The organism is Streptomonospora sp. PA3 (genome assembly GCF_009728995.1).
In the GTDB taxonomy this organism is placed as follows: Bacteria; Actinomycetota; Actinomycetes; order Streptosporangiales; family Streptosporangiaceae; genus Streptomonospora.
Window position 1 is genome coordinate 369,834 of the sequence record NZ_VTZW01000009.1, and the last position, 26,555, is coordinate 396,388.

At 68.2% G+C, this 26,555-nt stretch carries 18 protein-coding genes and 1 pseudogene; 15 read left to right on the forward strand and 4 right to left on the reverse strand.

The genetic code is table 11. The features are described 5' to 3' along the window. Positions 1 to 9 precede the first annotated feature (9 nt). On the reverse strand, positions 10 to 1,392 hold the full coding sequence (locus FZ103_RS10015) for a DHA2 family efflux MFS transporter permease subunit (protein ID WP_156000423.1): 1,383 nt from the start codon (positions 1,390 to 1,392) through the stop codon (positions 10 to 12). 29 nt (positions 1,393 to 1,421) lie between these two features. Between FZ103_RS10015 and FZ103_RS10020 the strand changes: the two genes are divergently transcribed. The 3 genes from FZ103_RS10020 to FZ103_RS10030 are packed head-to-tail and all read left to right on the forward strand — an operon-like array spanning position 1,422 to position 3,513. After that, positions 1,422 to 1,919 carry a MarR family winged helix-turn-helix transcriptional regulator gene (locus tag FZ103_RS10020; protein WP_156000424.1) on the forward strand — a complete coding sequence of 166 codons (498 nt, stop codon included), beginning with the start codon at positions 1,422 to 1,424 and terminating at the stop codon, positions 1,917 to 1,919. Beyond that, positions 1,916 to 2,497, forward strand: coding sequence for an NAD(P)H-dependent oxidoreductase (locus tag FZ103_RS10025; RefSeq protein ID WP_343233459.1), 582 nt, complete (start codon positions 1,916 to 1,918; stop codon positions 2,495 to 2,497). The genes FZ103_RS10020 and FZ103_RS10025 overlap by 4 nt, the downstream gene beginning before the upstream one ends. A 38-nt stretch (positions 2,498 to 2,535) precedes the next feature. Further along, positions 2,536 to 3,513 carry an NADP-dependent oxidoreductase gene (locus FZ103_RS10030; RefSeq protein WP_156000426.1) on the forward strand — a complete coding sequence of 326 codons (978 nt, stop codon included), beginning with the start codon at positions 2,536 to 2,538 and terminating at the stop codon, positions 3,511 to 3,513. A gap of 532 nt (positions 3,514 to 4,045) precedes the next feature. Here FZ103_RS10030 and FZ103_RS10035 read toward each other — a convergent pair. After that, entirely contained in the window at positions 4,046 to 4,987 is a 942-nt protein-coding gene (locus tag FZ103_RS10035; protein ID WP_156000427.1) for a DMT family transporter, read from the reverse strand. On the opposite strand from FZ103_RS10035, the gene FZ103_RS10040 reads away from it, so the two are divergent. From FZ103_RS10040 to FZ103_RS10050, 3 genes are all read left to right on the forward strand, one after another. Further along, on the forward strand, positions 4,986 to 6,401 hold the full coding sequence (locus FZ103_RS10040) for a PLP-dependent aminotransferase family protein (protein ID WP_156000428.1): 1,416 nt from the start codon (positions 4,986 to 4,988) through the stop codon (positions 6,399 to 6,401). The two genes, FZ103_RS10035 and FZ103_RS10040, sit on opposite strands and share 2 nt — an antisense overlap. A gap of 362 nt (positions 6,402 to 6,763) precedes the next feature. Next, the gene (locus tag FZ103_RS10045; RefSeq protein ID WP_156000429.1) at positions 6,764 to 6,913 is read left to right on the forward strand and encodes a hypothetical protein; all 150 of its coding nucleotides are present in this window, start codon (positions 6,764 to 6,766) and stop codon (positions 6,911 to 6,913) included. A gap of 1,012 nt (positions 6,914 to 7,925) precedes the next feature. After that, positions 7,926 to 8,687 (forward strand): hypothetical protein, encoded by a 762-nt coding sequence (locus FZ103_RS10050; RefSeq protein ID WP_156000430.1) that lies wholly within the window; start codon positions 7,926 to 7,928, stop codon positions 8,685 to 8,687. 224 nt (positions 8,688 to 8,911) lie between these two features. Here the strand turns inward: FZ103_RS10050 and FZ103_RS10055 are convergent, their stop codons facing one another. Beyond that, entirely contained in the window at positions 8,912 to 9,901 is a 990-nt protein-coding gene (locus FZ103_RS10055; RefSeq protein WP_156000431.1) for a hypothetical protein, read from the reverse strand. Continuing rightward, positions 9,898 to 10,242, reverse strand: coding sequence for a hypothetical protein (locus tag FZ103_RS10060; RefSeq protein WP_156000432.1), 345 nt, complete (start codon positions 10,240 to 10,242; stop codon positions 9,898 to 9,900). Before FZ103_RS10060 ends, FZ103_RS10055 begins: the two co-directional genes overlap by 4 nt. Before the next feature lie 312 nt (positions 10,243 to 10,554). Here FZ103_RS10060 and FZ103_RS26025 point away from each other — a divergent pair. The 9 genes and pseudogenes from FZ103_RS26025 to narI form a co-directional block, all read left to right on the forward strand. Next, positions 10,555 to 10,776 (forward strand): annotated as a pseudogene (locus FZ103_RS26025) (excalibur calcium-binding domain-containing protein); the annotation flags it as partial. Positions 10,777 to 10,824: 48 nt separating this feature from the next. Then, positions 10,825 to 11,364: an HNH endonuclease gene (locus FZ103_RS10070; RefSeq protein ID WP_222936628.1), complete on the forward strand. Its 540-nt coding sequence runs from the start codon at positions 10,825 to 10,827 to the stop codon at positions 11,362 to 11,364. Positions 11,365 to 11,858: 494 nt separating this feature from the next. Beyond that, positions 11,859 to 15,359 (forward strand): NACHT domain-containing NTPase, encoded by a 3,501-nt coding sequence (locus FZ103_RS10075; protein WP_222936629.1) that lies wholly within the window; start codon positions 11,859 to 11,861, stop codon positions 15,357 to 15,359. An 894-nt stretch (positions 15,360 to 16,253) separates the two neighbouring features. Continuing rightward, positions 16,254 to 18,311 (forward strand): MMPL family transporter, encoded by a 2,058-nt coding sequence (locus tag FZ103_RS10080; protein ID WP_156000434.1) that lies wholly within the window; start codon positions 16,254 to 16,256, stop codon positions 18,309 to 18,311. Positions 18,312 to 18,418: 107 nt separating this feature from the next. Continuing rightward, positions 18,419 to 18,769, forward strand: coding sequence for a dihydrofolate reductase family protein (locus FZ103_RS10085; protein ID WP_343233460.1), 351 nt, complete (start codon positions 18,419 to 18,421; stop codon positions 18,767 to 18,769). A gap of 888 nt (positions 18,770 to 19,657) precedes the next feature. Continuing rightward, a complete protein-coding gene (locus FZ103_RS10090; RefSeq protein WP_186356086.1) occupies positions 19,658 to 23,395 on the forward strand; it encodes a nitrate reductase subunit alpha in 3,738 nt (1,245 codons plus the stop codon). Continuing rightward, the gene (gene narH, locus FZ103_RS10095) at positions 23,395 to 25,113 is read left to right on the forward strand and encodes a nitrate reductase subunit beta (RefSeq protein ID WP_156000436.1); all 1,719 of its coding nucleotides are present in this window, start codon (positions 23,395 to 23,397) and stop codon (positions 25,111 to 25,113) included. The genes FZ103_RS10090 and narH overlap by 1 nt, the downstream gene beginning before the upstream one ends. After that, entirely contained in the window at positions 25,110 to 25,769 is a 660-nt protein-coding gene (gene narJ / locus FZ103_RS10100; protein WP_156000437.1) for a nitrate reductase molybdenum cofactor assembly chaperone, read from the forward strand. The genes narH and narJ overlap by 4 nt, the downstream gene beginning before the upstream one ends. Further along, entirely contained in the window at positions 25,766 to 26,509 is a 744-nt protein-coding gene (gene narI, locus FZ103_RS10105; protein ID WP_156000438.1) for a respiratory nitrate reductase subunit gamma, read from the forward strand. The genes narJ and narI overlap by 4 nt, the downstream gene beginning before the upstream one ends. Positions 26,510 to 26,555 lie beyond the last annotated feature (46 nt).

The window sequence follows — 26,555 nt, forward strand, 5'->3', positions numbered from 1 at the left end:
GGCGGCCTCTCAACCGTTGGCTCGGCGCGGCAGCAAGGCTGCTGGGACGAGGGCGACCAAGGACAGAACGAGAGTGCAGCCGAAGGCGACCCCGTACGCCTGCAGGGACGAGTCGCCGGCGGCCAGTTGGCGGCCCACGACGGTGAGGAGGAGGGCTGTGCCGAAAGAGCCGCCGACACGTTGGATGACGCTCAGGAGCGCGGTCGCCCCGGGGATGTCCTCCGCGGCCAGCCGGGAGTAGGCGGCGACCGTAATCGGGACGGTGGCGAAGGCGAGGCCCGCGCCGCGTGCGAATAAAGCCGCGCTTAGCCCCAGGTCACCCGTCTCGGGGACGATGACGTAAGGCAGGGTGGCAAGACTAGCGACGGCTGTGCCGGCGAGGAGCACAGGGCGCGGGCCGAGGCGGTCCGTGAGTCGGCCGGCCAGTGGCAGGGCGGCCATGGTGGCAAGAGCCAACGGTGCCAGCAGCAGGCCGGTCTCCGCAGCCGTGGCTCCGCGTGCCTGCTGGTAGAACAGCGGCAGCAGCACCATCGGGCCGAAGATCGAGGCTCCGGCGACCGCCATCAGCCCTGCGGCCAAGGCGAACGAGGGATTGGCGAACATTCGGAGCTCCATCAGGGCGCGGTCGCTCCTGCGCGTGTGCGCGACGTAGGCGCCGAGTAGCGCCGTGCCGGCGGTAATCGGCACCCATGCCAGCGGCACAGGAGCCGATGCGGTGATCTGAGTGCAGCCATACAGCAGCATCGCCAGCCCTGGACAGAAGAGGAGAAGCCCGCGTACGTCGAGCTGATGCCGATCGGCGGGCACCCGCTCCTGGAGCCCACGCCACGACAGGGCGAGGGCGGCGACGCTGAGCGGGACACTGATCCAGAACACCCATCGCCATCCCGGGCCGTCGACGAGGACCCCTCCCAGCAGCGGCCCGGCCAGCGGCGCTAGCTGGCCCGGTACGGCGACCAGAGCCATCGTCCGGCCCAGGCGGCGGGGCCCGGCCGCCGTCGCGAGGATCGTCTGCAGCAGCGGCAGGATCAGACCGCCACCCACCCCTTGGAGGATCCGGAAGACCACGAGGCTGGTGGTGGACCACGCCGCCCCGCACAGCAGTGAGGCGACCGCGAAGATCACCAGGCTGAGCCGCCACAGCGGACCGGCGCCGAGGCGGCCGAGCGCCCAGGGCATGGTCGGGACGACGATGGCCAGCGTAAGGAGGTAGGTGGTCGCCACCCACTGGATCTGCGCCGTGTCGGCCCCCAGGTCGGCCCGGGCGTCGTCCAGGGCGACCCCCACGATCGTGGTATTCAGCAGGCAGGCCAGACCGCCGACCATAAGGGTCGCGGCCAGGCGGATCAGACTCGGATCCAGTCGGTCGGAGTCCCCGCATTCTGTTGGCATGCCAACATTGTGGGCGATATTCTGTTGGCATGCCAACAGATGATGGGCGGCGGCAGGAGAAGCCGCACCCGGGGATCCAGGTCGACGAAGCCCCCATCGGCTCCCTGCTGCTCCAGGTAGTGCGGGCCCACGCCGCCCTGGCCACCTCGCTCCTGGCCGACCTCGGTCTGGCTGCGCCGCAGGAGGTGGTCCTGCTTTATCTCCAGGACCACGGCCGAGTCCCGCAGTCCGAGCTCGTCCGGTTCCTGGGTCGGGACCGCTCCACCGTGACCGCCACCTTGCAGACCTTGGAGCGCGCCGTGCTGGTCGAGCGGACACCGTCGCAGACCGACCGGCGCGCCATGGACGTCGATCTCACCGAGGCGGGGCGCGGGCTGTGCCCCCGCATCCGCGCCGCATGGGCCGAACTGGAACGACTCACATTCGGATGCCTCGATCAGCGGCAACGCGCCGAGCTCGCCTCGGCTCTGGGCACCGTCCGCGACGCCGCGCGAGCCCACGTGGCGCAGAAGGGAGAAGGCTCGTGAACACCCAGCCGCTCCGCTTGGCACTGATCATCGCCAGCACGCGCGAGGGTCGCTTCGGCGGAGCCGTCGGCCAGTGGGCCGCCGGCCTCGCGCACGGCCGGCCCGAGTACGCCATCGACATCATCGACCTAGCCGACTTCGTCCTGCCCTCTGATCTGAGCGGCTCCGCCGACGTCGGGGACCTCGCCAAGCGCGTGGGTGCCGCCGACGCGTTCCTCATCGTCACCTGCGAGTACAACCACGGTTATCCGGCCTCCCTGAAACTCGCCATCGACAGCCTCCGCCAGGAGTGGGCCGCCAAACCCGTTGGCTTCGTCAGCTACGGCGGCGTCGCCGGCGGTCTGCGCGCAGTCGAACAACTGCGCCAGGTCTTTGCCGAACTGCACGCCGTCACTGTTCGCGACACGGTCAGCTTCCACTTCCCCCACACGCATATCGAAGCTGACGGGCGCGTCAACGACCCCGCCACCGCCGAGGCCGCCGAAACCGCCGGGCGAACCCTGTTCAACCAACTGGCCTGGTGGGGCACTGCCCTCCGCGACGCCCGCAAAGCTGTCCCCTACGCCCCGGTCACGTAACCGCCGATAACCGTGACACCGCACGAGGAGCGAGTGCAATGCCGACCGCCATCGGGTTCTCCCGCTACGGAGCCCCGGAAGTTCTCCACCCTCTCCAGATCGAGACCCCGCGCCCCGGCCCGGGCCAAGCGCTCGTACGCGTCCGTGCGGCCGGAGTGAACCCGGTCGACTGCAAGATCCGACGCGGCGAATTCGCCGGCGCCGAACCCCGACGCTTCCCGCAGCGCCTCGGCAACGAGTTCGCCGGAACCGTCGTCGAACTAGGCCCCGACAACCCCGCCGAAAGTGCCGTGGCCGTTGGTACCGACGTGCTCGGTTCGGCCTCGGCACAGGCCTACGCCGAAACCCTCGTCGTCGACACCGCCGGGCTTGTCGTCAAACCGCCCTCGGTGCCTTGGGAGGCGGCCGCCGGACTGCCGGCCGCCGGGCAAACCGCCCGCACCGCTCTGCTCCGACTGGATGTGCGGCCCGGCGACGTCGTGCTCGTGCATGCCGCAGCAGGCGGCGTCGGCACGATTGCCGTGCAACTCGCGCGCGAACTGGGCGCACGGGTGATCGGCACCGCCAGCGAAGCCAACCACGACTACCTGCGCGGACTCGGTGCGGTCCCGGTCGCCTACGGCCCCGGGCTGACCGAGCGCGTGCGCGCCCTGGTACCGGAAGGCATCGACGCGGCCTTGGACCTGGTCGGCGGCGAAGCCGTCACCACGAGCCTCGCCCTTGTCGGGGACCGGCGCCGCATCGGCACGACCGTCGACCGGAAGGCGGTCGAGGAGCACGGCGTGCAGCGGGTCGGCGGCCGATCGCACGCCGCGCTGCGCGAGGTCGCCGACATGGCCGCCGCCGATCGTCTGACCCTGCCTGTACGCACATTCCCTCTGGGGGAGGCGGCTTCCGCGCACCGCGCCGTTGAGACCGGGCACGTTCGAGGCAAGGTCGTCCTCCTTGTGCCCGGTCTGGGGTCCGCCGCGCACCCAGGCGTCGCTCCCCGGGCGCCGCATCTGGGATCGGTATAGTCACTGGCGCGAGGAAGTCGAGTGGTGAAGTGCGGACTGTCCCACAACACCGCGGCCTACGGCGACGATCCCGATGGCATCACGGCCGTAGCACAGCATGTTGAAGATCTGGGCTTCGACTCCTTCCATGCACTCGAGCATGTCGTGTTTCCCCCGGGCGACACGTTGGGCGGCAACCCCGTGCCCGCCGACACGGCAGTCGTCGACCCCCACACTCCTCGACCTGGTGGCCGCCCGCATCGAGCGGCTGCTCCCGGGACAGCGGTGCTGCAATCCGTCCGCGGATCGAGTCCTGGCTCCTGTCATGAGATCCGGGACGGTTCAACCTCGGGGCGCGGATGGTCGGCCACCTGCCAAGCCACGATCCGCCGAGAAAAGCGGTCCGATACGAAGGCCCCGCGGAATTCGGTGAGGCGCCGCGCATGCACGCACGATGGTGCAGCGGCACGCCCAGCGGGTCGAGCGTCGCCATGCCTTCCCCTGGTTTCGGCCTGGCGAGGAAACGCGCGCCCGGTGGCGGGGGTATGGCGCCCTACCTCCCGCTTGCCCGCGCGGCCTGTCCGAGCCGGATCCGCACGGCGATTGCGGCGCAGGCGATCACGGCGATCCCGCCGAGTATGGTCGGCCAGGTGAGGTACTCGCGCAGGAACAGCGCGGCCCAGCAGATGCTCATCACAGGTTGGGTCAATTGGACCTGGCTTACTTGGGTCATCGGCCCGATGGAGAGCCCGCGATACCAGGCGAAGAACCCGAGGAACATGCTCACCACCGCCAGATAGGCGAACGCGGCCCACTCGATCGCGGCGCCGCTCGGGAGCTGCTGGGCCATCGAGACACCGGTGAGCACGGCCATCAACGGTACCGATAGAACCAGAGCCCAGGACACGGTCTGCCACGCGCCCAGCTCACGCGCCAATAGCCCGCCTTCGGAGTATCCGACCGCCGCCGCCACGACTGCGCCAAACAGCAGCAGGTCAGCCCAATGCAGACCGCCAAGACCGCTGGCCCGCACCGAGGCGAAGACGACTGCGGCGATGGCGCCCACGGCGGCCATGATCCAGAACGACATCGGGGGCCGCTCGCGAGTGCGGAGCACGGCCAGCACCGCGGTGGCGGCCGGCAGCAGCGCTATCACAACGGCGCCATGACTGGCCGGCACGGTGGTGAGAGCGAACGATGTCAGCACAGGAAAGCCCACCACGATGCCGCCAGCCACCAGCGCCAACCGACCCCACTGGATGCCGCGGGGCAGGCGCTGACGGGTGATGGCCAGCGCCGCGGCGGCCAGCAGTGCGGCGACGACCGCTCGACCGCAGCCGACGAACAGCGGCGAAATGCCCCCGCCCTCGACGACGACACGGGTGAACGGGACGGTGAAGGAGAACGCCGTGACGCCCAGAAATCCCCATCCCAGACCCGCCCGAGGGGATAGCACTGGCGCTTTCAGAAGAGTAGCGCTACCGTAATTATTCATGCATAACGATAGCAGTTCACGGATTGTCGCGGGACTGCACGAGTGGATTTCGCAGGCTCCGCCGGGCGCGAAACTTCCCTCCACCCGAGCCCTGATGGCGCAGTACGAGGCGAGCCCGGTCACGGTGCAGAAGGCGCTGCGGGCGCTAGCCGCGCAGGGGATGGTGGAAAGCCGCCCTGGTGTCGGCACGTTCGTGCGCCCGGGGCGCCTCGCCCGCATCAGCGACTACGGCTGGCAGACCGGCGCGCTCGGCTCACCGCAGACCCCCATCCCGCAGGTATCCACCGCGCTGCGCACCGCGCCCAACGACGCGATCGCGCTGCACTCCGGCTATCCCGACCGCGACCTGCTGCCCGAACGCCTGGTGCGCGCCGCGTTCACCCGCGCCGCGCGAAGCGACGCCACCGTTAGCCGCCCGCCGGCCGCCGGGCTGCCCGAGCTGCAGGCGTGGTTCGCCACCGAGCTCGGTGCGGCAGCGCCCCTCGGCACCGCGCCGCCGACCCCCGGCGACGCCATCGTTCTCCCCGGAAGCCAGAGCGGGCTCAACGCGGCTTTTCGCGCCGTGGTCGGGGCAGGGCGACCGTTGCTGATGGAGTCGCCTACGTACTGGGGCGCGATCCTGGCCGCCGCCCAGGCGGGCGTGCAGATCGTGCCCGTGCCCAGCGGCGTCGGCGGACCGAATCCCGACGAGTTGACCCGCGCATTCGAGCGCACCGGGGCGCGCGCCCTCTACGCCCAGCCCAACTTCGCCAACCCGACCGGCGCCCAGTGGCCGCCCGACCTGGCCGATCAGGTGCTGGAGACCGTGCGCCACTACGGGGCGTTTCTTATCGAGGACGACTGGGCGCACGACTTCGGCATAGCGGCTGAGGTGGCGCCCCTGGCCGCGCGCGACGACGGCGGACACGTCATCTATCTGCGGTCGCTGACCAAGAGCGTGTCCCCGTCGGTGCGCGTCGCCGGGATCGTCGCCCGCGGCCCCGCCCGCGGACGCATCCTGGCCCACGTTCAGGCCGACTCTCTGTACGTCAGCGGCTTGCTGCAGGCGGTTGCGCTCGACGTCGTCACCCAGCCCGCCTGGCGCACGCACCTGCGCTCCCTGCGCCAGCAGTTGGCCGCGCGCCGCGACCTCCTCATCGAGGCCCTGCGCGCCCAAGCTCCCGCGGCGAACGTGGAAGCGGTACCCCGGGGCGGGCTCAATCTGTGGGTTCGGCTGCCGGAGGCGACCGACCTGGCCCGCCTCATGGGCGCCTGCGAGGCCGCCGGGGTCCTCGTGGCCCCCGGCGATGAGTGGTTTCCCGCCGAGCCCACCGGCCCCTTCCTGAGGCTCAACTATTCCGGCCCCAATCCGGGAGCCTTCTCCGAGGGTGCAAAGGTCATCGGCGAGGCCCTCGGGCGCGGTAACACAACCTGACACCGGAACGCCGCAATACGCCTCCGAAACTACGGGATGCACTTGTCGCCAGCATCGTCATGATTGCCCGCGCCCACGCCCCCAGCCACGTCCTCTTCGTCCCCGACCTTCGCTCCGGTTTTCGCGCCGCGACATCCCAGTGAGTGAGGTGCGGCTCGCACTTGGACATAAGGCTCCCGTGTATGCGGGAGTCCTATAGCTGACCCGCCCGAACCGCCGGGCGACTACCCCGGCGGACGGCCCATGTACGCGCACGCACTCGCGCGTGGATGAACCTGCCCGGTGCGGTGGTCCGGTCTCAGGCGGCGGCCAAGGTGATTGACGGCGGCCGGGGTGGAGGCCGGGCGCAGCGGTCCTCGACCATGGTGCGGAGCTGCCGAAAGTCGGTCGGCAGCCCCCGGCTTCCCCAGAGTGAGGCCGACGTCGTCTCCGAATACCCCCGCGAGAACTCGCCGAGCCAGCTGAAGGTCGTGCGTGCAGACGGCACGGTCGAGTTCGAGAGCCCCTACTAGAACGATCCCTACCCGCCGGTGGGGTGAGCGTGACGGCAAGATGTCGAGGACCCGGTTGCTTCTCGGCTGAAGCCTGAATGCAACTGTGGCGGCTTTCCGATGTCGGTTAGCCCGTCAGTAGGACCTTGCTGGCGGGCTTGCCCTGTGGTGCAGTGAGTCCACTGGCTCGACATAACGGCTGGGGCGCGTGCAGCTTCGCTCTCGCAGTGCGGAGACCGCCATGGGTCGAGCCCACCATAAGCCGGCGTCCTCGACGTAGCCAGAACTCCGGAGCTGTCCCCCGCCCGAGGACGTCCTTGTCGGACTACCATATTCGCGCCCAGACAGACCCCGCTCCGCCGTGCGGCTGGACCGCAACCGCCCACGGACCTGGGGCGAGGACGCGTCGGATCGACTCCGCTGGTGGGGGAGGGCAGGTCGGTGCGTGGGTGAGGCGCTGGGGCTCCCGGCATGTGGGGCGGCCCCGGCCGTGAGGTGCGGGATGGTTCTGCCGGAGGGTGACGGGTACTCCGGTTGGCTCCAGGAGGGGCGGCGGAGCCGGGGCGTATCCGGCCGTCGGCGGGCGCCGGGACGGCCGTTGACCTGCGTCGACGACTCGGTTCCGACGGAAGAGCACCCGACGGAGCAACATCGGCCCCGACGGGAGGCCCCGAACCGCCCTCACGGGCCCATTGACCTGCGAAAACTAGGTGGGCCACCAGGGGATCGAACCCTGAACCCGCGGATTAAAAGCGCGCTCTATTGTCGCCGGGTGGCACCCAAAAACGCCACTACCTGCTATTTTATCCACTCGATGATGCAGGTCAATGCCATTCTGCGCCGCGCTGTCCCGCTCGCGGCCGCAACCGCCGAGCACCGACGGAGCGCACGACTCCGCGCCGTTTTGTGAGATGCGGGCTCAGCCCGCGCGTCAACGCTACTCGAGCAGCATCTCGGTGCCTGCAACGGATGAAACAATGCTATCCGAACAGCGGCCCGACACCGAGGCACCACGGAAGATAGGCGCCACACAATGGAGGACAACCCTCGTCCCGCCGAAGACGTCGTGGAGGCTCTGCGTGCCGCAGCCGCAGCACGCCCCGAGCAGGTCGTGCTCCTGCCCGGCGTGGACGACGCGGCCATGGACGCCTGGACGGCCCCGCCGCCCGAGCGCCTACGAGCCGTGTTCCGCCAGACCGCTGGGTTCTGGCTGCGGGACTGGAGCAACGACGAACTCGACCTGTTCGGTCCGTTGCACGACATGAACCGGGACGCCCCGGAGGCCACCGGCGCCGACCGATGCGGTGCGGCGGGGACCTACCGCGTCGTGCACACCAACGCGGCCGCCATGACGTACTACGTCGATGTCGATCCGCAGACGGGCGAATGGGGCAGGGTGTTCTATTTCCACCGGGAGGCCGACGCCGGACTGGTCGCTTCCGACTTGTCGACCTGGTTGTACAAACTTGCCGAAGTGGTGCGCTACGCGGTCGGCGTCGCAGCAGACGGTGACAACCACGTCTTCGCGGAGGCGTTTTCCGAGCGCTTCTTCGAGTGGGGAGGGCGCCGCAAGGTCGACCCGGTCGCCGCCGAAGAGGCGAACGAGCACCTGCCGCCCGGCATCGACGGCCGCTGCGCGGGGGCGGATGCGCTGGTGGCCGATCTGCGCCGAGTGGAATACCCCACCGAGATCATGTTCGGCGCGCCGGGCGGCGATCCCCGTAAGGGCTTGTTGGGCCCCACCTACTACCGCTACGACAACGGCCGCTTCCTGGTCGCTGTGGACCTCGACTAACCGACCGTACCCACGCGAATGGTGCCCTGCCTGCGAAGTAGTGACGGGAAGGGGGCGATCATGTGACGATAGCTTTCCGGTGTGTCGGTCGATGGCCATCCACCGCAATCACGCAGCCCCGTCTAGACCAAGCAGTCCACGCATCCTGGTGGAAAACCCGGCTTTTCCGCAAGAAGGCGTGCGTCGTCGACCGACGCGACCCGCTGGCAACGGTCCCCCACGCCCTACGTATTCTCGTCTTCCTCCGTCTCCGCCCCATGGCGCCGCTGCCAGTCCTTCCAGAAGAACAGGCCCTCAGTCCACGCCGTCAGGTGGCCCTCCATCTGATCGAGTGCTTCATAGCCCTCGAGGAGGATGGTGCCGAGTGTGGGGAATCGATCGCCGTGCTCCTTCGCGATCTCGTCCAAGGCATTCTTCAGCTCATCGCGTTCGGGCCGATGCTCGAAGCGCGACATCGCACTGTCGAGGATGTGGTTGGCAAGCCCACGAGTAATCGGCGCGCCCGCTTTTGGGTGACGATCCGCTTCGCCTTCGCTGCGCTCCGGCAAGCGGAAGTACATTTCGCGCCACAGCACAGCTAGCGGTGTGAACGCGGGCGTCCCTTCGATCGCGGTATACATACCGCGCGTAATGCGCCACCGCCGTCTCCAACTCGACTTCTGCGGTCGGCTCGTCCGGCCAGCGACACCGACATAACCTCGCACGACGACACGGCCGGTCGGCGCGTCCTTCAGGAGGCTGGGCGTAACGCTCCAGTAGTCGAGAAGAAACGTCACACGATCGTAGGGGTCCAGACGAACGACAGTGTCCGTGACTGCGTTATTGGGGCCAAACGAGTCGCCCGTCGCGAGCATCCGAGGCACGACGGAGTGCTTCTTCTTTCCGTGGCCGCTGAAGCTCAGCCCCGGAGAATAGATCGTCACCGGCACTCGGCCAGGGTTCTCAACCACGAGCTGCGCCAGTTCGAGCGCCCTGCCGTGTGTGACGCTTCGGGCTGAGGCGTCATCTTGTAGCTGGTGCCGGCCAGAGTGGTTCGTGACCAGCTTGAACTCCGGCTCCCAGACCGCAGTGTTCAGATACACATTCACGCGGCCGCCGTCAAGAAAATGCTTTGTGATCTGCCAGCCGAGCGCGACCAATGCGACGCCGAAGCTGAGCAGCGAGACTCCGAGGGCCAACACCACCACCGGAACCCCGGACAGCTCTGGTGTCATGTGGCAATCGAGTCGTCGAAGACGGCGCCGGGTAGCGCTTCGATGTACGCGATGTGAGCGCGAATAGCATCTCGCATGGTCATCAACGAAAGCGAGGTCGACGGCTCGTCGTTGACGCCGAGTAAGCCAACTGAAAAGTTCTCTATCCGCACGTCGCGGGCCCGAGGTGATTCACTCGGAGCTTCCATGGTGGATCCGAAGGGCCCCCTTGGCGGCATGAGCCGAAGTTGCGGCAGATCGTGGTCGATCGTATACCCGACCAGCTCGAGGACCCCCTCAGCCGCCCGCCGACGAGCGAAGATTTCATTGGGCTCTGCCACGACGGAGACAGCGATCCTCATGTGGATCCTCTCGAGCAACACAGATTCAGCAAGTGCACGCAGAATATCCGGCAGCACCCCGCACAGCCACCCTACTTGGCCACTGCCACGTAGCTAGTGGCACTTCGAGTTGCCTAAGGGGTTCTCCGGTCGACCGACTGGCCGGTCGACCCAGCGGTCGGTGGTCCAGGCTCAGTAGTCGTTGGGTCACGATGACGGCGTTGGCGAGACCAATGACGGCGGTGATGACGCGGGCGCGTCATTCGATACAGATCGGACCTGCCTGAGCCTGACCCTGATGGTGGTAAGGCGGTGTACTAGTGCGGTGACGCGCGCGACGCTGGCGCCGCCCCGCTCTACACCGGGGACCCCGGATACCGGCCGGAGCTGGACCACGCCAAGGACGGTGACGCATGTGAATCACCCCGACGGGCTGATCCCCACGACGACGGGTGGCAGGGTGCCGTCCGTCGTATCGTCGCCCTCGCCGCCCTGGCCTTGGCCGCTATCATGGTGGTGGACTCGTCGGATCGCGGCGGCATCGCGTGGGTGTAGCTCGAAGTATCCGCGTGGCTCGTCAGCGTGATGGAGTGGGGAAATGCCGTGGCCGACCCGGAGATGACCCCCGCCGAGCACCGGCGCCGGCAGAAGCAGCTCCGCGAAGAGCGGAAGCGCGCCAACGGCCCCGTCGAGAAGATCGACCGCGCCGAGATCGGGGACCGGGATGGGTGGGTGTGCGGGCTGTGCCGCGACCCTATCGACCGTTCGTACCGGTATCCCGACCCGCGTGCTGCCTCGGTCGACCACATTCGCTCCATCGCGGGGGGCGGAACCGAAACCCGCGACAACGTGCAGATCGCGCATTGGGGATGCAACCACGAACGCAACGCCGACGACGTGTACGCCAGCGTGGAGGAGGCCGAGGCGGTGCGCGCCGAGATCGCGCGTATCCCGTACCTGGCGAAGCACGCCGAGACGATGGACCCCGAGGAGATGATGCGGCGCTCGCAGGAGCGCAACCGCCCCGAGGAATTCCGCAAGATGCTGGCCCGCCGGGTCGCGAAGTGGGAACTGATCCAGAACCTTGTGTTCGAGGCCGCGGACCCCGACTTCGTCTTCGAGGGCGACGACATCGAGGAGTGACACCCGAGGAAAGCTGGGAACGTGCTGGGTCTTCCGCCCATAGGTCAGGCGCCGCTGAGTGCGGCATCGACCCGCTTCCCAGGTCAGCCACGAACTCGACGACACTCCTCGGGATCTGCCTCGTCCACCCAGTCCAACAGCGCCTCCGGCAACCCCGCCGCCATGGCCTCCGGATCAAGCCCGCCGCATAGCTCCTCGGCGCGCCGGGCAATCCTGGACGGGTGGCCACTGCCGTGCGCATTCGTTCCCACTCTGAGGGCTGCCCGTGAAGCACCGCATTGTCGTGTGGGCCCCGAGGTAAATCCTCCTGGGCGCGCTTGCGCCGAGGGGGACTGGCGTCCAACTTGGTCAACGACTTGTTGCAAACTGCGTTCGCGCGAGGCCGGACATACAGATACCGACCCTGCGCTTTCAGGGGGGCCGTGATGAGCCGGGCAGGACAAGCTAACGAGGTCGGCAGTGTGTTCCGGTGCACCGTAGCTACACACTTCGCAGTGCACGGGCTCCGAAGCCGCTCGGTCTCCGATCTGGATCTCCCGGAGGGCATTGATCCCGTTCGGCTCGACTTCGAGACCAGCGACCCGACCGATGACATCCGAGTCACCTTTTCCGATGGGCGCCGCGCGTATGTGTCCGCAAAACGCAACGTTTCCAAGGGCCCACCGCTCAATGAGACCGTCGCCGGCTGGGTCGCGCAGGTCCCCTCGTTGGGTCCCGGTGACTTGCTCGTAATCGCGGGCGAAGACTTCACCGGGGCTGCCAAGGATCTCCAGCGAGTACTGCGGCGACACAGGGCTGGGCTGCAGATGGAGACGAAGGACGAGCGCGATGCCCTCAAGGCCCTTGACGACCTACTCCCTGAGAACATTCGCGATTTGGTCCTAGACCGGGCACGTGTCCTGCACCTGCCTGATTCGACCCGATCAGAAACGTCCCGAGCCCTCTTGGTGGCGCTGATGGATCTTGCCGTTGCCGACAATAAAGGGCCGTTGGCGGTGAACACCCTATCCGACTTCTTTCATCGACAGGCTGGCGAGGCACTGGGAAGCGGCATTGACGACTGGGTCACGGCCTTGAACAACGCTGGATTGACGGTAGTAGCCGACCAAGGCGGGCCGGCTGGCATGCGGGCGGCGTCTCGGCTGGCCGCCGTCCGCACCTACTGCAACCGGTTGAAGGCAGATGCTGGACGAATCGACCTTAGTCTGCTCGCCGAGGATCTTGCCCCTGTCGTCATCGACGGCCTCATCCACAATCTCCAGATTGACGTGGAGAGCGAACGAACGCCTGAGGACCTGCTGCGGTACGTGAGGCGCTGGCGACGCATGCTGATTGTGGGACAGCCGGGATCCGGCAAGTCTGTCGCATTGCGCGAGATCGCCGCGCACTGCGCTATCCACCCGCACGCCCCCATCCCGATACGGGTGTCGTTGCCCCGCTTGATGAAGCAGCAGCCCGAGCGCTTGACAATCGACGGCGTCATCGACGGGGCCACAGCCCCCGTGGTCAGCCTCGACCAGCGCGTTCCGCTGGCCGAATACCTGTCGAGAGAACTCGCCGCTGGCCGCGCCATCCTCCTGTGCGACGGGCTAGATGAGTGCGGCGCTCACGCCCCGTGGGTCGCCCAGCAGCTCGCCGACCTTCTTGACTCCCTGCACCCCAAAGCCGGCTTCGTTCTGGCAACACGGGCCAACGCCCGGATTCCCGCCACCCGTCTCGGACTCCCGCGAGTGGATCTGGCCCCTCCACGAGACCTCAGCGAAACCGTCGACCGTGTCCTCGTGGCGTGCGCTGATGCGCGCGTCGCGGAGGCCGACCGGGACGCCTGGTTGGAAACCCGGCGCGCGTGGATAAGAGACGCCAAGGATCAGCACGACCATCTCCTCACGGTGCCGCTTCTGGCCATCCTGCTGGCACTGATCTGTGCCGATGCCTCGGACGCCGACCTTCCGAAGGGGCGCGCCACACTGCTGCACCGGGCGGTCGAACAATCTGTCCACAGATGGGAGCAGACGCGCGGGACTCTGGACCCGACCCGACCGTGGTCTCCCGTACTGTCCGCGACCATGCTGCTCCAGGGATTCATTGTGCTCGGACGCATCCTCGACGGCGGGACGACTCCCTCACGCGCCGACGCCCTGCAATCCGTGAGCCAGATGCTGAGAGACCCCGACCACTGGGCGATGCCACCCGCCCAAGCTCAGGAGATCGCAGAACAGATACTCCGCTTCTGGGACGAACATGTCGCGGTTTTTGTCGTCAACGCCGCAGACGAACTCACGACTCGCAGCAAGGTGTTCGCCGAAATCGCCACCGCGATGTGGACGACCACGTGCGAGCAGGAGCAACTCACAAACTGGCTGAGCGACGCCCTCGTCCACACCGATTCCGATGGCGCCATCGCACTCGCCGCCGGACTCGACCCGCGAACTCTCGGAGCACTCCTCGACGTCGGGGCCACCGGCCGACAGGAAGCCACTCTCATGGCGGCCGATCTCGCGAGCCGTGGAATCGTGATGCTCACACCCCGCGAATCGGAACGTACGCTCAATCAGCTCACCACTGGAGTAGTCAACTCGCGCGAAAGCGGCCTACCGGCACGGCGCGGTCCTCGGACCCCTCCGAGTAAGTTTCCTACGCTTTGGGACAAGACACGCGATCCCGGCCCATGGCCCTTCGTTCAAGCCGCCTGCCTGCTCGCACTTCCGGCCGAGTACAGACACCAGCGTGCCACCCTGATCGCAGAGGCTGGGCTTGATGACCGTGCTGAGACGATCGCGGCAGCACTGTGCGAGCTGACCGACGCGACGACAGACAACCGCCCATTGGGCGAAACGGGTATCACCGCTGTCCACGCCGCACTAGCCATCCCGATGCCGCCAGAGGCGGAGATAGTCCAAGAGAGCCGCCGAAGGGCCGCATTCGTCGGTGGAGGTCAACTCGCACCTGGACTGGCTCAGGTCGCGTTGGCTGCAGTCAGCCGCCTTGATGAACTTGCCGAGGATTCGGGTGAGCGGGTGTTTCAGATCGCGATGCACGCCACTCACGGCGTCGGCGACAAGATTGTCGCCGCACTTGCACGTGCGGGCATCGAGACCAGCCGGCGGTGGCGAAACTTTGGCGCAATCCGCGACTGGATGTCGACCCAGGAAGAGCGCAAGGACGCACTTGTCGCCGACCTCAGCTCGCTCGCTGACCCGGGCCCAGATCCGGTCGGCGGCGGATTTTGGTCACTCACCGATTTGGGTGATCTACTCGCAGCGACCGGTTACCCTGAGATTGCGGCCCGCGAATTTGATCGAGCGTTCGTCCATGACAGCCCGCAGACTCGACGTTCCTGGCTCGACGCGATCGCTGACGCCTACGGGATCGACAAGTCAGTGGTAGCGAGCCAAGCCCAACATCTCCAACGGGTCAGTGAAGAGGAAAACGGAACCAGCCCTGTGAGTGACGACTGGTTTGTCGCCTCCACAAGACCACTGGCTAAACTGTCGCTGTCAACCAATCCAGGCCCGGCGCTCAGGGCCGAGCAGCAGCGAACGTTGCTGTCATGTCTGGAAGCAGATTCCAATTGGATCGCGTACTCGGCGGCGAACGTCTTGGTCAACGTGAACCCGCCCTTATTGAATAGTCGGGAACTTTTCGACAAGGACATGTCGGACTGGCCTTTGCAGCGTGCAGGGCTGCTGTACACGGTGGCGATCCTCACCGCTGGGGACGAGAGTGAGCGGCTGTTGGCGCAAGCCGCTCACTCCGATTCGGCGGACTACCGCTACGCCGCACAAATGACGATCTCGGTGGCTTCGGAACTCGACTTTGACGGATCGATCAGGGATTCGCTGTACCGAGACGCCGACTTGTCCGTCCGGCCAAAGGATGCACGTAAAGCGCTTCCCGCACCGATTCATTGGACTTGTCGCGACTGCAGAACCGTCAACGACATTGAGATCGAAGACTGCCCGGCGTGTGACGATGGGGTGCGTCCTGACTCCTGATTGGCCCACGCTGGCGGAAGGGGCGAGTCGCCGCGCCGTGCGCGCCGTGGGTCCTTGCCCTTGTCTGATGGCTTTCAGTCGGGCGCCTCGCTCCTGCTCGGCGGGCGCCGAAGGGCGTAGTGTGTCCTGCTCTTCGGCGGAGGCCTCGTGGCCGTCGTCCTCAGGTATGGCCACTTCCAGACCCCGAGGCCGGGACCATGGCGACCGTGCGCCTGCAGTCAATGGTGGTTCGGAGTAGTGGCTGGGTGACCAGGTGTTGGCGATAGTCGACGAGCACGGTCAAAGGGCCTCCGGCCACCTATCGTTGCCACAACGGACACGAGGGCGACGGGTAGCCGCTCGCTGGCGGCCGGGCGTATCGCGGTTTCGGGTCAGCGGGTGCGGCTGTTGGACGAGGCCGGGGCACTGAAAGACGGCTGGTTGTGGCGGAAGCGTTGAGGTGGGGGGAGGGGAAATTCCGCTCGCCGGTCTCTCGTGGGCGAACCACTGACCCTCGGTAACTGGGACTTATCGGAAGTCGGAAGCATGCGGGGACGACAACCTCATCGAGGTGCTGCAGGACTCCCGCATCGGGAGACCCCCGCGGGTGCGGGGATGACGCGATTGCGACGCGGTGTGATGAGGAGGACGAGGGCCAGCTCGGCATCCCGGGATCTGCGACGTGTGACGTTCCGGCCGCCGCTTCGGCGCCTCCCGGGTGGGCCCCTGCAGAGCGCGGTGCGGTTTACGAGCTGCTTCGAAGCCCGGGGGCGCGGCGTGCTCGTTCAGCCGATGGTCGCATCGGGAGTCGACAGGGTGCAGAACCTGTATGCGGCTCGGGGTAGAGGCCTCTCAGTGCATCCGAGGCAAGAGGAGACCTGAATGGGCTCCAGGCGAGCGCGTTTCCTATACGCGATGGCCGCCCTGCTGGCGCTGGTGTGGCTGGTCGGTGCAGGGTCGCTGGGCTCCTTCCTCGGACGGCTCGGCGAGGTGCAGATCAACGACAGCTCCGCCTTCCTCCCCGTCAGCGCTGAATCCACGAAGGTGCAGAACATCGCCGAGCGGTTTCGGGCGGACACAATCCCCGCGGTGGTGGTCTACGAGGGCTCTGCCGATCTGGGACGCGCGGAATTGGCCGCGATCGCCGAGGACGGCGAGCGGATCTCGGAGTTCGACTGGACGTCGGGCACGGTCGCCGGCCCGATTCCCGGTGACGAGGACCCGAGTGTGGCCCAGCTCGTCGTGCCAGTCTCCGAGGACGCCGATACCGAGGCGGCGGTGAACGACCTGCGCTCGGCGCTGGAACACGGAGGTGCGCAACCGCGGGCGTATGTCACGGGACCCGCGGGTTTCGCCGCCGATCTGTCGGCGGCTTTCGCGGGTATCGACACGACCCTGCTCGCGGTCGCTCTGGGCGCCGTCTTCGCCATCCTGGTCGCGGTTTACCGCTCCCCGACACTGCCGCTGCTGGTGATCACATCGTCGGTGCTCGCCCTCGCATTGGCTGGCGCCCTGATCTACGCTGCGGCCGATGCCGGGTGGCTGACGCTCAACGGCCAGAGCCAGGGCATCCTGTTCATTCTGGTGGTGGGCGCCTGCACCGACTACGCACTACTGCTGGTGGCCCGCTATCGTGAGGCGCTCTCCCTCTACCGTCGGCCGACGCGTGCCATCGGCGCGGCTCTGCGCGGTTCCGCGGGTGCGATCGCAGCTTCGGGGGTGACCGTGATCCTGGGTGTGCTCTGCCTGCTGGCCAGCGAACTGTCCTCCAACCGCAGCCTGGGCCCGGTTGCCGCAGTGGGGATCGCCTGTGCCCTGGCATCGGCGTTGACATTCTTGCCGGCGGTCCTGCTGCTGACGGGGCGGGCGGCGTTCTGGCCGGTACGTCCTCGCTACCGGGGCGGCACCGACTCCGATTCCACCGGCGACGTGCTGGCCCGCCACCGGATGTGGGGCGGCGTCGCGGCGGTGCTCGGCCGGCGCCCGCGCACGTGGTGGGTGGGCACCGCCGCGGTACTGGCGCTGGGCGCGGTCTTCACCGTGCAGTTCGAAGCCGAGGGGACCGCCCAGTCCGAGGTCTTCCGCACCGAGGTGGAGGCAGTCGAGGGACGGCAGGTGCTCCAGCGCGGCTTCGGGGAGACGGCCTCGGCCGAACCCGCGTTGATCACCGCCGACGCCGAGGATCGGACCGAGGTTGTCGAAGCGGCAGAAGGGGTGGAGGGCGTCGTCGGACCCCAGGCCGTCGCTCCGAACGGCGAGCCGATGGTCGTCGACGGTACGGTCCTGATCGAGGCCGACCTGGCCGCACCGGCCGAATCCGAGCGGGCCCTGGACACCCTCGACGACCTGCGCGGTACCGTCCACGGGGTGCAGGGGGCCGATGCGCTCGTGGGTGGGAGCAGCGCGACCAAGCTGGACACGCTGGAAAGCGCCGAGCGCGACCTCGTGGTCATCGTGCCGCTGGTGCTGGCCGTCGTCCTGGCAGTGCTTATCGCCCTGCTGCGTTCGATCGTCGCGCCGATTCTGCTCGTGTCCACTACCGTGCTATCTTTCGCCGCCACGCTGGGCGTCGGAGCGTTGGTGTTCGACCACCTGCTGGCGTTTCCCGGGGTCGATCCGGCCGTCCCGCTGTATGCGTTCGTGTTCCTCATAGCCCTGGGAGTCGACTACAACATCTTCCTCATGACCCGAGCGCGGGAGGAGGTCCTCCGCCATGGCAATCATGCGGGGATGCTACGCGCTCTCACCGTGACCGGGGGCGTCATCACCTCCGCCGGCGTCGTACTGGCCGCGACTTTCGCCGCCTTGGCGGTGATCCCGCTATTGTTCCTGGTCCAGCTCGCGTTCCTTGTGGCATTCGGTGTCTTGCTGGACACCCTCGTTGTGCGGTCGATCTTGCTGCCTGCCTTGGCGCTGGACATCGGAGCCCGCACGTGGTGGCCCGCGCGGACTCCCCGTTTCGCCGACGGCTGAATCCGCAACTCGAAGTGCCGCGAGCAATAGAGCGCAGGGCCTTGCGTTAGGAGTCGTGGTCCGATGCAAGTCTGCACGGCAGACGGCACCGCCTTCCCAAATACGTCGTGTCGAACACGATAGCGACCGGGACCTGGTCCCCGACCACCGTACTTCGCGGCGACCCCGCGAAGGCCGTCCGCGAGATCGCCGAGCGGCCAGGACGCGATCTCCAGGTTCACGGCAGTGCCCGCCTCGCCGGCACCCTGCTCTCCGCGGGCGTCGTCGACACCCTGCGCCTCGTGATGGCCCCCGTAGTGATCGGCTCGGGGCGGCGCCTGCTCACACATCCGAGCCCGGCGGCAGGCCTGCGGCTCGTCCAGCACGAAGCTACGGCACAGGGCCTGGTGCTGCTCGAGTACCCCACGACGGGTAGCGCCCGCACCGCCCATTACCAAGGCGTCACGAACCTGCGGTAATGGTGGGCTCAAGCCGGGGAGGTCCGGAACTCGCAGCGGGTGATAGTGCTGGTCACCACCCCGTAGAGATCCAGGAAAGCCCACCCAATCAACAAGCGCCGCCCGTTGGAAAACGCCCCTGAGAATGCGGCTGCGCCGCCCATCACGGGACGCTGCGGGTGACCGCGCCTTTCAGGACTCGCCGATGCCGCGGTGGAGCGACTGTCGCGACCGTCTGCCTGCTTGCCACGATCACTGCGGCCTACGCCCACATGTTCAGGACCTGGAAAATTGGGCCGGTGGCCGCCACGCGCGTCACCGGTCGACTCTCTCGGGATGATCGGCGGTGGCCGGGCGCGCGTTTGCGTTGTCGGGTATGCAGAGATCTGGGCAGAACACCTCATAGTGGGCGGCGCGCGCTGGTACGGGTGCGCTCAGCAACCGGCTGCGGAGGTCGCGAATGAAGGGCAGCGGGCCGCAGATGTTGATGTCCGCAGTCCTCGGGCACCTCTCGGTCAAGCGCATGCTTCACGATAGGCGCCGCCTGCCTGAGGCGAGTCCGGATCGCACGCGGGCCCCGCCGCGGCCATCGGCATGCTCGGTCCAGCGTGTGTCCGATCTCCTTCTTGTCGCTTGCATCTGGTCGGCGCGGCTCTGCCCCAAGCCGACCGTAGTCACTTGCGGCTCCACCTGCACGGCTCCCGGCGCGGCGACGGGACCTTCGTCCTGCCGCCACGGACGATCGGCCCTGTGAGCCGGTGCCGGTGAGCTGATGAGGTGGCAGAGATCGGCCGGACGGCCGCGCCGGGAGCGGCTTCCGCCGTGCACGGCGATGCGTTTCAGACGATCTACGGCGCTCCCTGAGTGCGGCGGTTGGGAGCGGTTCAGGCGACGCAGGAAGGTCTCAACGTGACAAAGCAGTCAGGCGGCGACACTGCGGGCGATACCGATCCGGGATTGGACGGCCCTGTCACCGAAACCCTGCTGCGGACCCGGAGGTTCCTGCGCCCGCGGGAGGTCTCGGCGGATCTGCGCACGGCGCACCGCAGCGGCGGCCGCGATGCGGACACCTTCTACCGGGACCGGTGGAGCCACGACAAGGTGGTGCGCTCCACGCACGGAGTCAACTGCACCGGCTCCTGTTCGTGGAAGGTCTACGTCAAAGACGGGATCATCACCTGGGAGGGCCAGCAGACCGACTATCCGTCGGTGGGCACGGACCGCCCCGAGTACGAGCCGCGCGGCTGCCCCCGGGGAGCGGCGTTCTCCTGGTACACCTACTCGCCGACCCGGGTGCGCTACCCCTACGTGCGCGGGTTGCTGCTGGAAATGTACCGCGAGGCCAAGCAGCGCACCGGCGACCCGGTCCTGGCCTGGGCCGACATCGTCTCCGATCCCGAGCGCTCCCGCCGCTACAAGGCCGCCCGCGGCAAAGGCGGACTGGTGCGCGCCACCTGGGAAGAGGCGGAGGAGATGGCCGCCGCCGCCCACGTGCACACCATCAAGGATTTCGGTCCCGACCGGCTCGCCGGGTTCTCCCCGATCCCGGCGATGTCGATGGTCTCCCAGGCGGCCGGCTCCCGCTTCTACTCGCTGATCGGCGGGGCGATGCTGTCGTTCTACGACTGGTACGCCGACCTGCCCGTCGCCTCGCCGCAGGTGTTCGGCGACCAGACCGACGTCCCCGAGTCGGGCGACTGGTGGGACGCGGGCTATCTGATCATGTGGGGCTCCAATGTTCCGGTCACCCGCACCCCCGACGCGCACTGGATGGCCGAAGCGCGCTACCGGGGGCAGAAGGTGGTGGTCGTCTCCCCGGACTTCGCCGACAGCACCAAGTTCGCCGACGAGTGGCTGCCCGCCCAACCCGGCACCGACGGAGCCCTGGCCATGGCCATGGGCCACATGGTGCTCAAGGAGTTCTTCGTCGACCGCACGACGCCCTACTTCGACGACTACGTCAAGCGCTACACCGACCTGCCGTTTCTGGTGCGTCTCGATCCCGAGGGCGACTCCTACCGGCCGGGAAAGTTCCTCACCGCCGCCGACCTGGACGGCGTCGGCGGACGTGCCGATGACGGCGCCGGCGCGGAGCACGCGGCGTTCAAGACCGTGCTGATCGACGAGCGCACCGGCGAGCCCGTCGTGCCCAACGGCTCGCTCGGCTTCCGCTACGGCGACGGGGGAGCCGGCAGGTGGAATCTGGCTCTCGGCGACACCCGACCGCTGCTCACCCTCTACCGGCAGGGCGGCGAAACGGCACCCCTCGACCTGCCCCGATTCGACGGGCCCGGCGGCGAGGCCGCGACCACGCGCCGCGGCGTTCCGGTGCGGGAGGTCGGCGGGCACCTGGTCACCACGGTCTACGACCTGCTGCTGGCCCAGTACGGCGTGGGCCGCGACGGCCTACCCGGGAGCTGGCCCAGCGGCTACGACGACGCCGGCCAGCCCTGCACCCCCGCTTGGCAGGAGTCCCTCACCGGTGTCGCGGCCGACAAGGCCGAGCGCATCGGCCGCGAGTTCGCCGCCAATGCGGAGGAGTCGCGCGGCCGCTCGATGATCATCATGGGGGCGGGAACCAACCACTGGTTCCACTCCGACACGATCTACCGGGCCTTCCTCACCTTGACGACGCTGACCGGCTGCCAGGGTGTCAACGGCGGCGGCTGGGCGCACTACGTCGGCCAGGAGAAGGTGCGCCCGATCACCGGCTACACCCAGCTCGCCGCCGCGCTGGACTGGTCGCGCCCGCCGCGCCAGATGGTGCAGACGGCCTACTGGTACCTGCACACCGACCAGTTCCGCTACGACGCCTTCGGCGCCGACACGCTGGCCGCCGCCGACGGCCGGGGCGCCCTCTCGGGCAAGTCCACCGCCGATGTGATCGCCCAGTCCGCGCGCCTGGGGTGGATGCCCTCCTACCCGACCTTCGACCGCAACCCGCTGCATTTGGCCGACGATGCCGAGAAGGCCGGCCTCCCGGTGTCGGAATACGTCCCCCGGGAGCTCAAGGCCGGCCGCCTGCGGTTCGCCTGCGAGGACCCCGATGCTCCGGAGAACTTCCCGCGTGTGCTGACGGTGTGGCGCGCCAACCTGCTCGGCAGCTCGGCCAAGGGCAACGAGTACTTCCTCAAGCACCTGCTGGGCACCGACGCGTCCGTGCGGGCAGAGGAGACTCCGCCGGAGGCGCGCTCGTCCGACGTCGTCTGGCGCGACGAGGCCCCGACCGGCAAGCTCGACCTGCTGCTGTCCCTGGACTTCCGGATGACCAGCACCACGGTCTTCTCCGACATCGTGCTGCCGGCGGCGACCTGGTATGAGAAGCACGATCTCAACACCACCGACATGCACCCCTTCGTCCACCCGTTCAACCCGGCCATCGCCCCGCCGTGGCAGACCCGCACCGACTTCGACGCCTTCTCCGGACTCGCGCGCGCCTTCAGCAGACTGGCAGCGGACCACCTCGGGGTGCGCACGGACGTGGTCGCCGCCCCGCTCACCCACGACACGCCCGACGAGCTCGCCACCCCGCACGGGCGGGTGCGGGACTGGAAGACGGGCGAATGCGAGCCGGTTCCCGGATCGACCATGCCCAAGCTCGTTGCGGTCGAGCGGGACTACCCGGCCGTGGCGGCCAGGATGGGGGCGCTCGGCCCGCTGCTGGACCGGCTGGGGGCGACCACCAAGGGGGTGACCTTCGACGTCTCCCGGGAGGTGGACCACCTCTCCCACAAGAACGGAACTGTGCGCGGCGGGCCCGCCGACGGCCGCCCCGCGCTGTCCCGCGACGTCCACATGTGCGAAGCGATCCTGGCGCTGTCGGGCACCACCAACGGGCACTTGGCCGCCCAGGGATTCCGCACTCTGGAGGCGCGCACCGGAACGCCGATGGCCGACCTCGCGGCCGAGCACGAAGGCAAGCAGATCACCTTCGCCGACGTCCAGGCCGCACCGGTCCCCGTCATCACCTCCCCGGAGTGGTCGGGCAGCGAGACCGGCGGACGGCGGTACTCGCCCTTCACCGTCAACGTCGAGCGCGAGAAGCCCTGGCACACCCTCACCGGACGCCAGCACTTCTTCCTCGACCACGACTGGATGGCCGAGGTCGGCGAGAACCTGCCGGTCTACCGGCCGCCGCTGAACATGCACGCCCTGTTCGGCGAGCCGGCGATCGGGGACACCGGGGAGCTGGGGGTGGCCGTGCGCTACCTGACTCCGCACAACAAGTGGTCGATCCATTCGGAGTACCAGGACAACCTGCTGATGTTGAGTCTGTCCCGCGGGGGCCCGACGATCTGGATGAGCGTGGCCGACGCCGCCAAGGTCGGGGTGTCCGACAACGAGTGGATCGAGGCGGTCAACCGCAACGGCGTGGTGGTGGCCCGCGCGATCGTCTCGCACCGGATGCCCGAGGGGACCGTGTACATGTACCACGCCCAGGACCGGCTCATCGACGTCCCCAGGTCGGAGACCTCGGGAAAGCGCGGCGGTATCCACAACTCCGCCACCCGCCTGCTGATCAAGCCCAGCCACCTCATCGGCGGCTACGCGCAGTTCAGCTACGCGTTCAACTACATCGGCCCGACCGGAAACCAGCGCGACGAGGTGACCGTGATCCGCCGGCGCTCCCAGGAGGTGCAGTACTGATGCGCGTCATGGCCCAGATGGCGATGGTGATGAACCTCGACAAATGCATCGGGTGCCATACCTGCTCTGTCACCTGCAAGCAGACGTGGACCAACCGCAGCGGCATGGAGTACGTCTGGTTCAACAACGTCGAGACCCGGCCCGGGCAGGGCTATCCCCGCACCTACGAGGACCAGGAACGCTGGCAGGGCGGTTGGACGCTGAACAAGCGGGGCCGTCTCAAGCTCAAGGCGGGCAACCGGCTGAAGAACCTCATGACCATCTTCTCCAGCCCCAAGATGCCCTCCATCCAGGACTACTACGAGCCCTGGACCTACGACTACGAGACCCTGACCAACGCCCCGCTGCAGGAGCACACCCCCGTCGCCCGCCCCAAGTCGCTGATCACGGGCAAGGAGATGAGCATCTCCTGGAGCGCCAACTGGGACGACGACCTGGCCGGCAGCACCGAACTCGCTCCGTCCGACCCCGTGCTGCAGAAGGTGTCGGACAAGGTCAAGCTCGAATTCGAGCAGACGTTCATGTTCTACCTCCCCCGGATCTGCGAGCACTGCCTCAACCCCTCGTGCGCCGCCTCCTGCCCGTCCGGGGCGATCTACAAGCGCAGCGAGGACGGCATCGTCCTGGTCGACCAGGACACCTGCCGCGGCTGGCGCAAGTGCGTCACCGGATGCCCCTACAAGAAGATCTACTTCAACCACCGCACCGGAAAAGCCGAGAAGTGCACCTTCTGCTTTCCCCGGATCGAGGTGGGGCTGCCCACCGTGTGCGCCGAGACCTGCGTGGGGCGGCTGCGCTACATCGGCCTGGTGCTCTACGACGCCGACGCGGTGTTGGAGGCGGCCTCCGTCGAGGACGACCGCAAGCTGCTCGACGCCCAGCGCAGCGTCCTGCTGGACCCCGACGACCCCGAGGTGATCCGCGAGGCCGAGCGCTCGGGGATCCCCCGCGACTGGATCGAGGCCGCCCAGCGCTCGCCCATCTGGTCGCTGATCAACCGCTACGAGGTGGCGCTCCCACTGCATCCGGAGTACCGCACCATGCCCATGGTCTGGTACATCCCGCCGCTGTCGCCGGTCGTCGACGCCGTCTCCGAGACCGGCGAGGACGCCGAGAACAGCGGCAACCTCTTCGCCGCCATCGAGCACCTGCGCATCCCGGTGGAGTACCTCGCCGAACTGTTCACCGCCGGGGACACGGCTCCGGTCACCGCCGTGCTCAAGCGCCTGGCGGCGATGCGTTCCTACATGCGCGACATCAACCTGGGCCGCGAACCCGACGAGTCCATCCCCGCCTCCGTCGGCATGGAGGGCGAGCAGGTCTACGACATGTACCGGCTGCTCGCCCTGGCCAAATACGAGGAGCGCTACGTCATCCCGCCCGCCCACGCCGAACAGGCCCACGGCTTGGAGGAACTCGCCACCGAGTGCAGCCTCGACTACGAGGGCGGCCCGGGGATGGGCGGCTGGGGACCCTTCGGCGAGGGATCCGGCGGGACGACGCCCATCGCCGTGGAGAACTTCCAGGCGCTCAAGCAGCGCCAGACCACCAACACACTCGCCGACCCCGAGGACAAGGAGAAGCGCGTCAACCTGCTCAACTGGGACGGCAAGGGACGGCCCGAAGGGCTGTTCCCGCCCGCACCCGGAAACGAGCGCGGCGCGCCCGAGCGCATGGACGGCACCGACCCCGGCGGCGAGACGGACCCCAAGCCATGAGCCGGATCCTGCGCGCCCTGCGCCGCCAACCGATCACCGAGCGCCAGCGTGCGCTGACCCACCGGGTCGCCGCCTTCGCGCTGGACTACCCCGACGAGCGGCTCGTCGCCGTCCTGCCGGACCTGCGCACAGCGGCGGCGGAGCTGCCCGAGCCGGTGCGCGGACACCTCGGCGGGCTCCTCGACCACCTGGAGCGGACACCGCAGCGGAGCCTGGCCGAGGAGTATGTGGAGACGTTCGACCTGCGCCGCCGCTGCTGCCTGCACCTGACCTACTACGCCTACGGCGACACCCGCAAGCGCGGCACCGCGCTCCTGGGGTTCACCCACGCCTACCACGCCTCGGGCTTCGACGTCGACACCGAGGAGCTGCCCGACCACCTGTGCGTCGTGCTGGAGTTCGCCGCCACCGCCGATCCCGACGCCGGCGGGCGCCTGCTCGTCCAGCACCGGGCCGGGCTGGAACTGCTGCACCTGGCCCTGACCGACGCCGGATCGCCGTATGCGGGCGCGCTGTCGGCGGTGAGCGCCACCCTGCCGCCGCTGACCGAGCGCCTGCGCGAGGCGGTGGCCCGGCTGGCCGCCGAAGGTCCGCCGGACGAGGAGGTCGGCCTCGAACCCTTCGCCCCACCGGACTACATGGAAGCGCGCTCATGACAACAACCCTCGACCTCGTCCTGTGGGTCGTCGTCCCCTACGCCTGCCTCGCGGTCTTCGCCGTCGGCCACTACTGGCGCTACCGCTACGACAAGTTCGGCTGGACCACGCTCTCGTCCCAGTTGTACGAGAGCCGGCTGCTGCGGTGGGGCAGCCCGCTGTTCCACTTCGGCATCCTGGCCGTGTTCCTCGGGCACGTCATGGGACTGGGCATCCCCAAGAGCTGGACCGCGGCCGTCGGCGTCTCCGAGGCGCTGTACCACGTCATGGCCGTAGGCGTCGGGGCGGTGGCCGGCTTCTGCACCGTCGTGGGGATGGCAATCCTCATCTACCGGCGCCGGACCGTCGGCCCCGTCTTCAGCGCCACCACGCGCATGGACAAGCTCATGTACCTCGTCCTGGCGATCGTGATCCTGCTGGGGCTGGCCAACACCGTGGTCGGCAACATCGTCGGCCACTACGACTACCGCGAGGGGGTCTCGGTGTGGTTCCGCGGGGTCTTCCTCTTCGACCTGCACCCCGCGCTGATGGCCGAGGCCCCGTTCACGTTCCAGGCCCACGGGCTGACGGCGATGCTGCTGTTCGCGCTGTGGCCCTTCACCCGGCTGGTGCACGTATTCAGCGTGCCCGTCGGCTACCTGTGGCGCCCCTACATCGTCTACCGCAGCCGCGAGGATCGGCTCGGCGGTCAGGCGCCGCGCCGCGGCTGGGACCGCGTGGGCGCGCGGTACCGCCGATGACGGCGCCCATGCCCGTCCCCGCGCCGGCCCGAGGTGCGGGATCCGC

What these genes read in the sequence shown, in the direction of transcription:
- FZ103_RS10080 (WP_156000434.1), top strand. Translation starts at nt 16,254, where the DNA reads ATGGCCGCCCTGCTGGCGCTGGTGTGGCTGGTCGGTGCAGGGTCGCTG.
- FZ103_RS10035 (WP_156000427.1), bottom strand. Translation starts at nt 4,987, where the DNA reads ATGAATAATTACGGTAGCGCTACTCTTCTGAAAGCGCCAGTGCTATCC.
- FZ103_RS10060 (WP_156000432.1), bottom strand. Translation starts at nt 10,242, where the DNA reads ATGAGGATCGCTGTCTCCGTCGTGGCAGAGCCCAATGAAATCTTCGCT.
- FZ103_RS10030 (WP_156000426.1), top strand. Translation starts at nt 2,536, where the DNA reads ATGCCGACCGCCATCGGGTTCTCCCGCTACGGAGCCCCGGAAGTTCTC.
- FZ103_RS10055 (WP_156000431.1), bottom strand. Translation starts at nt 9,901, where the DNA reads ATGACACCAGAGCTGTCCGGGGTTCCGGTGGTGGTGTTGGCCCTCGGA.
- FZ103_RS10015 (WP_156000423.1), bottom strand. Translation starts at nt 1,392, where the DNA reads ATGCCAACAGAATGCGGGGACTCCGACCGACTGGATCCGAGTCTGATC.
- narI (WP_156000438.1), top strand. Translation starts at nt 25,766, where the DNA reads ATGACAACAACCCTCGACCTCGTCCTGTGGGTCGTCGTCCCCTACGCC.
- FZ103_RS10040 (WP_156000428.1), top strand. Translation starts at nt 4,986, where the DNA reads ATGCATAACGATAGCAGTTCACGGATTGTCGCGGGACTGCACGAGTGG.
- narH (WP_156000436.1), top strand. Translation starts at nt 23,395, where the DNA reads ATGCGCGTCATGGCCCAGATGGCGATGGTGATGAACCTCGACAAATGC.
- FZ103_RS10020 (WP_156000424.1), top strand. Translation starts at nt 1,422, where the DNA reads ATGCCAACAGATGATGGGCGGCGGCAGGAGAAGCCGCACCCGGGGATC.
- FZ103_RS10045 (WP_156000429.1), top strand. Translation starts at nt 6,764, where the DNA reads ATGGTGCGGAGCTGCCGAAAGTCGGTCGGCAGCCCCCGGCTTCCCCAG.
- FZ103_RS10050 (WP_156000430.1), top strand. Translation starts at nt 7,926, where the DNA reads ATGGAGGACAACCCTCGTCCCGCCGAAGACGTCGTGGAGGCTCTGCGT.
- narJ (WP_156000437.1), top strand. Translation starts at nt 25,110, where the DNA reads ATGAGCCGGATCCTGCGCGCCCTGCGCCGCCAACCGATCACCGAGCGC.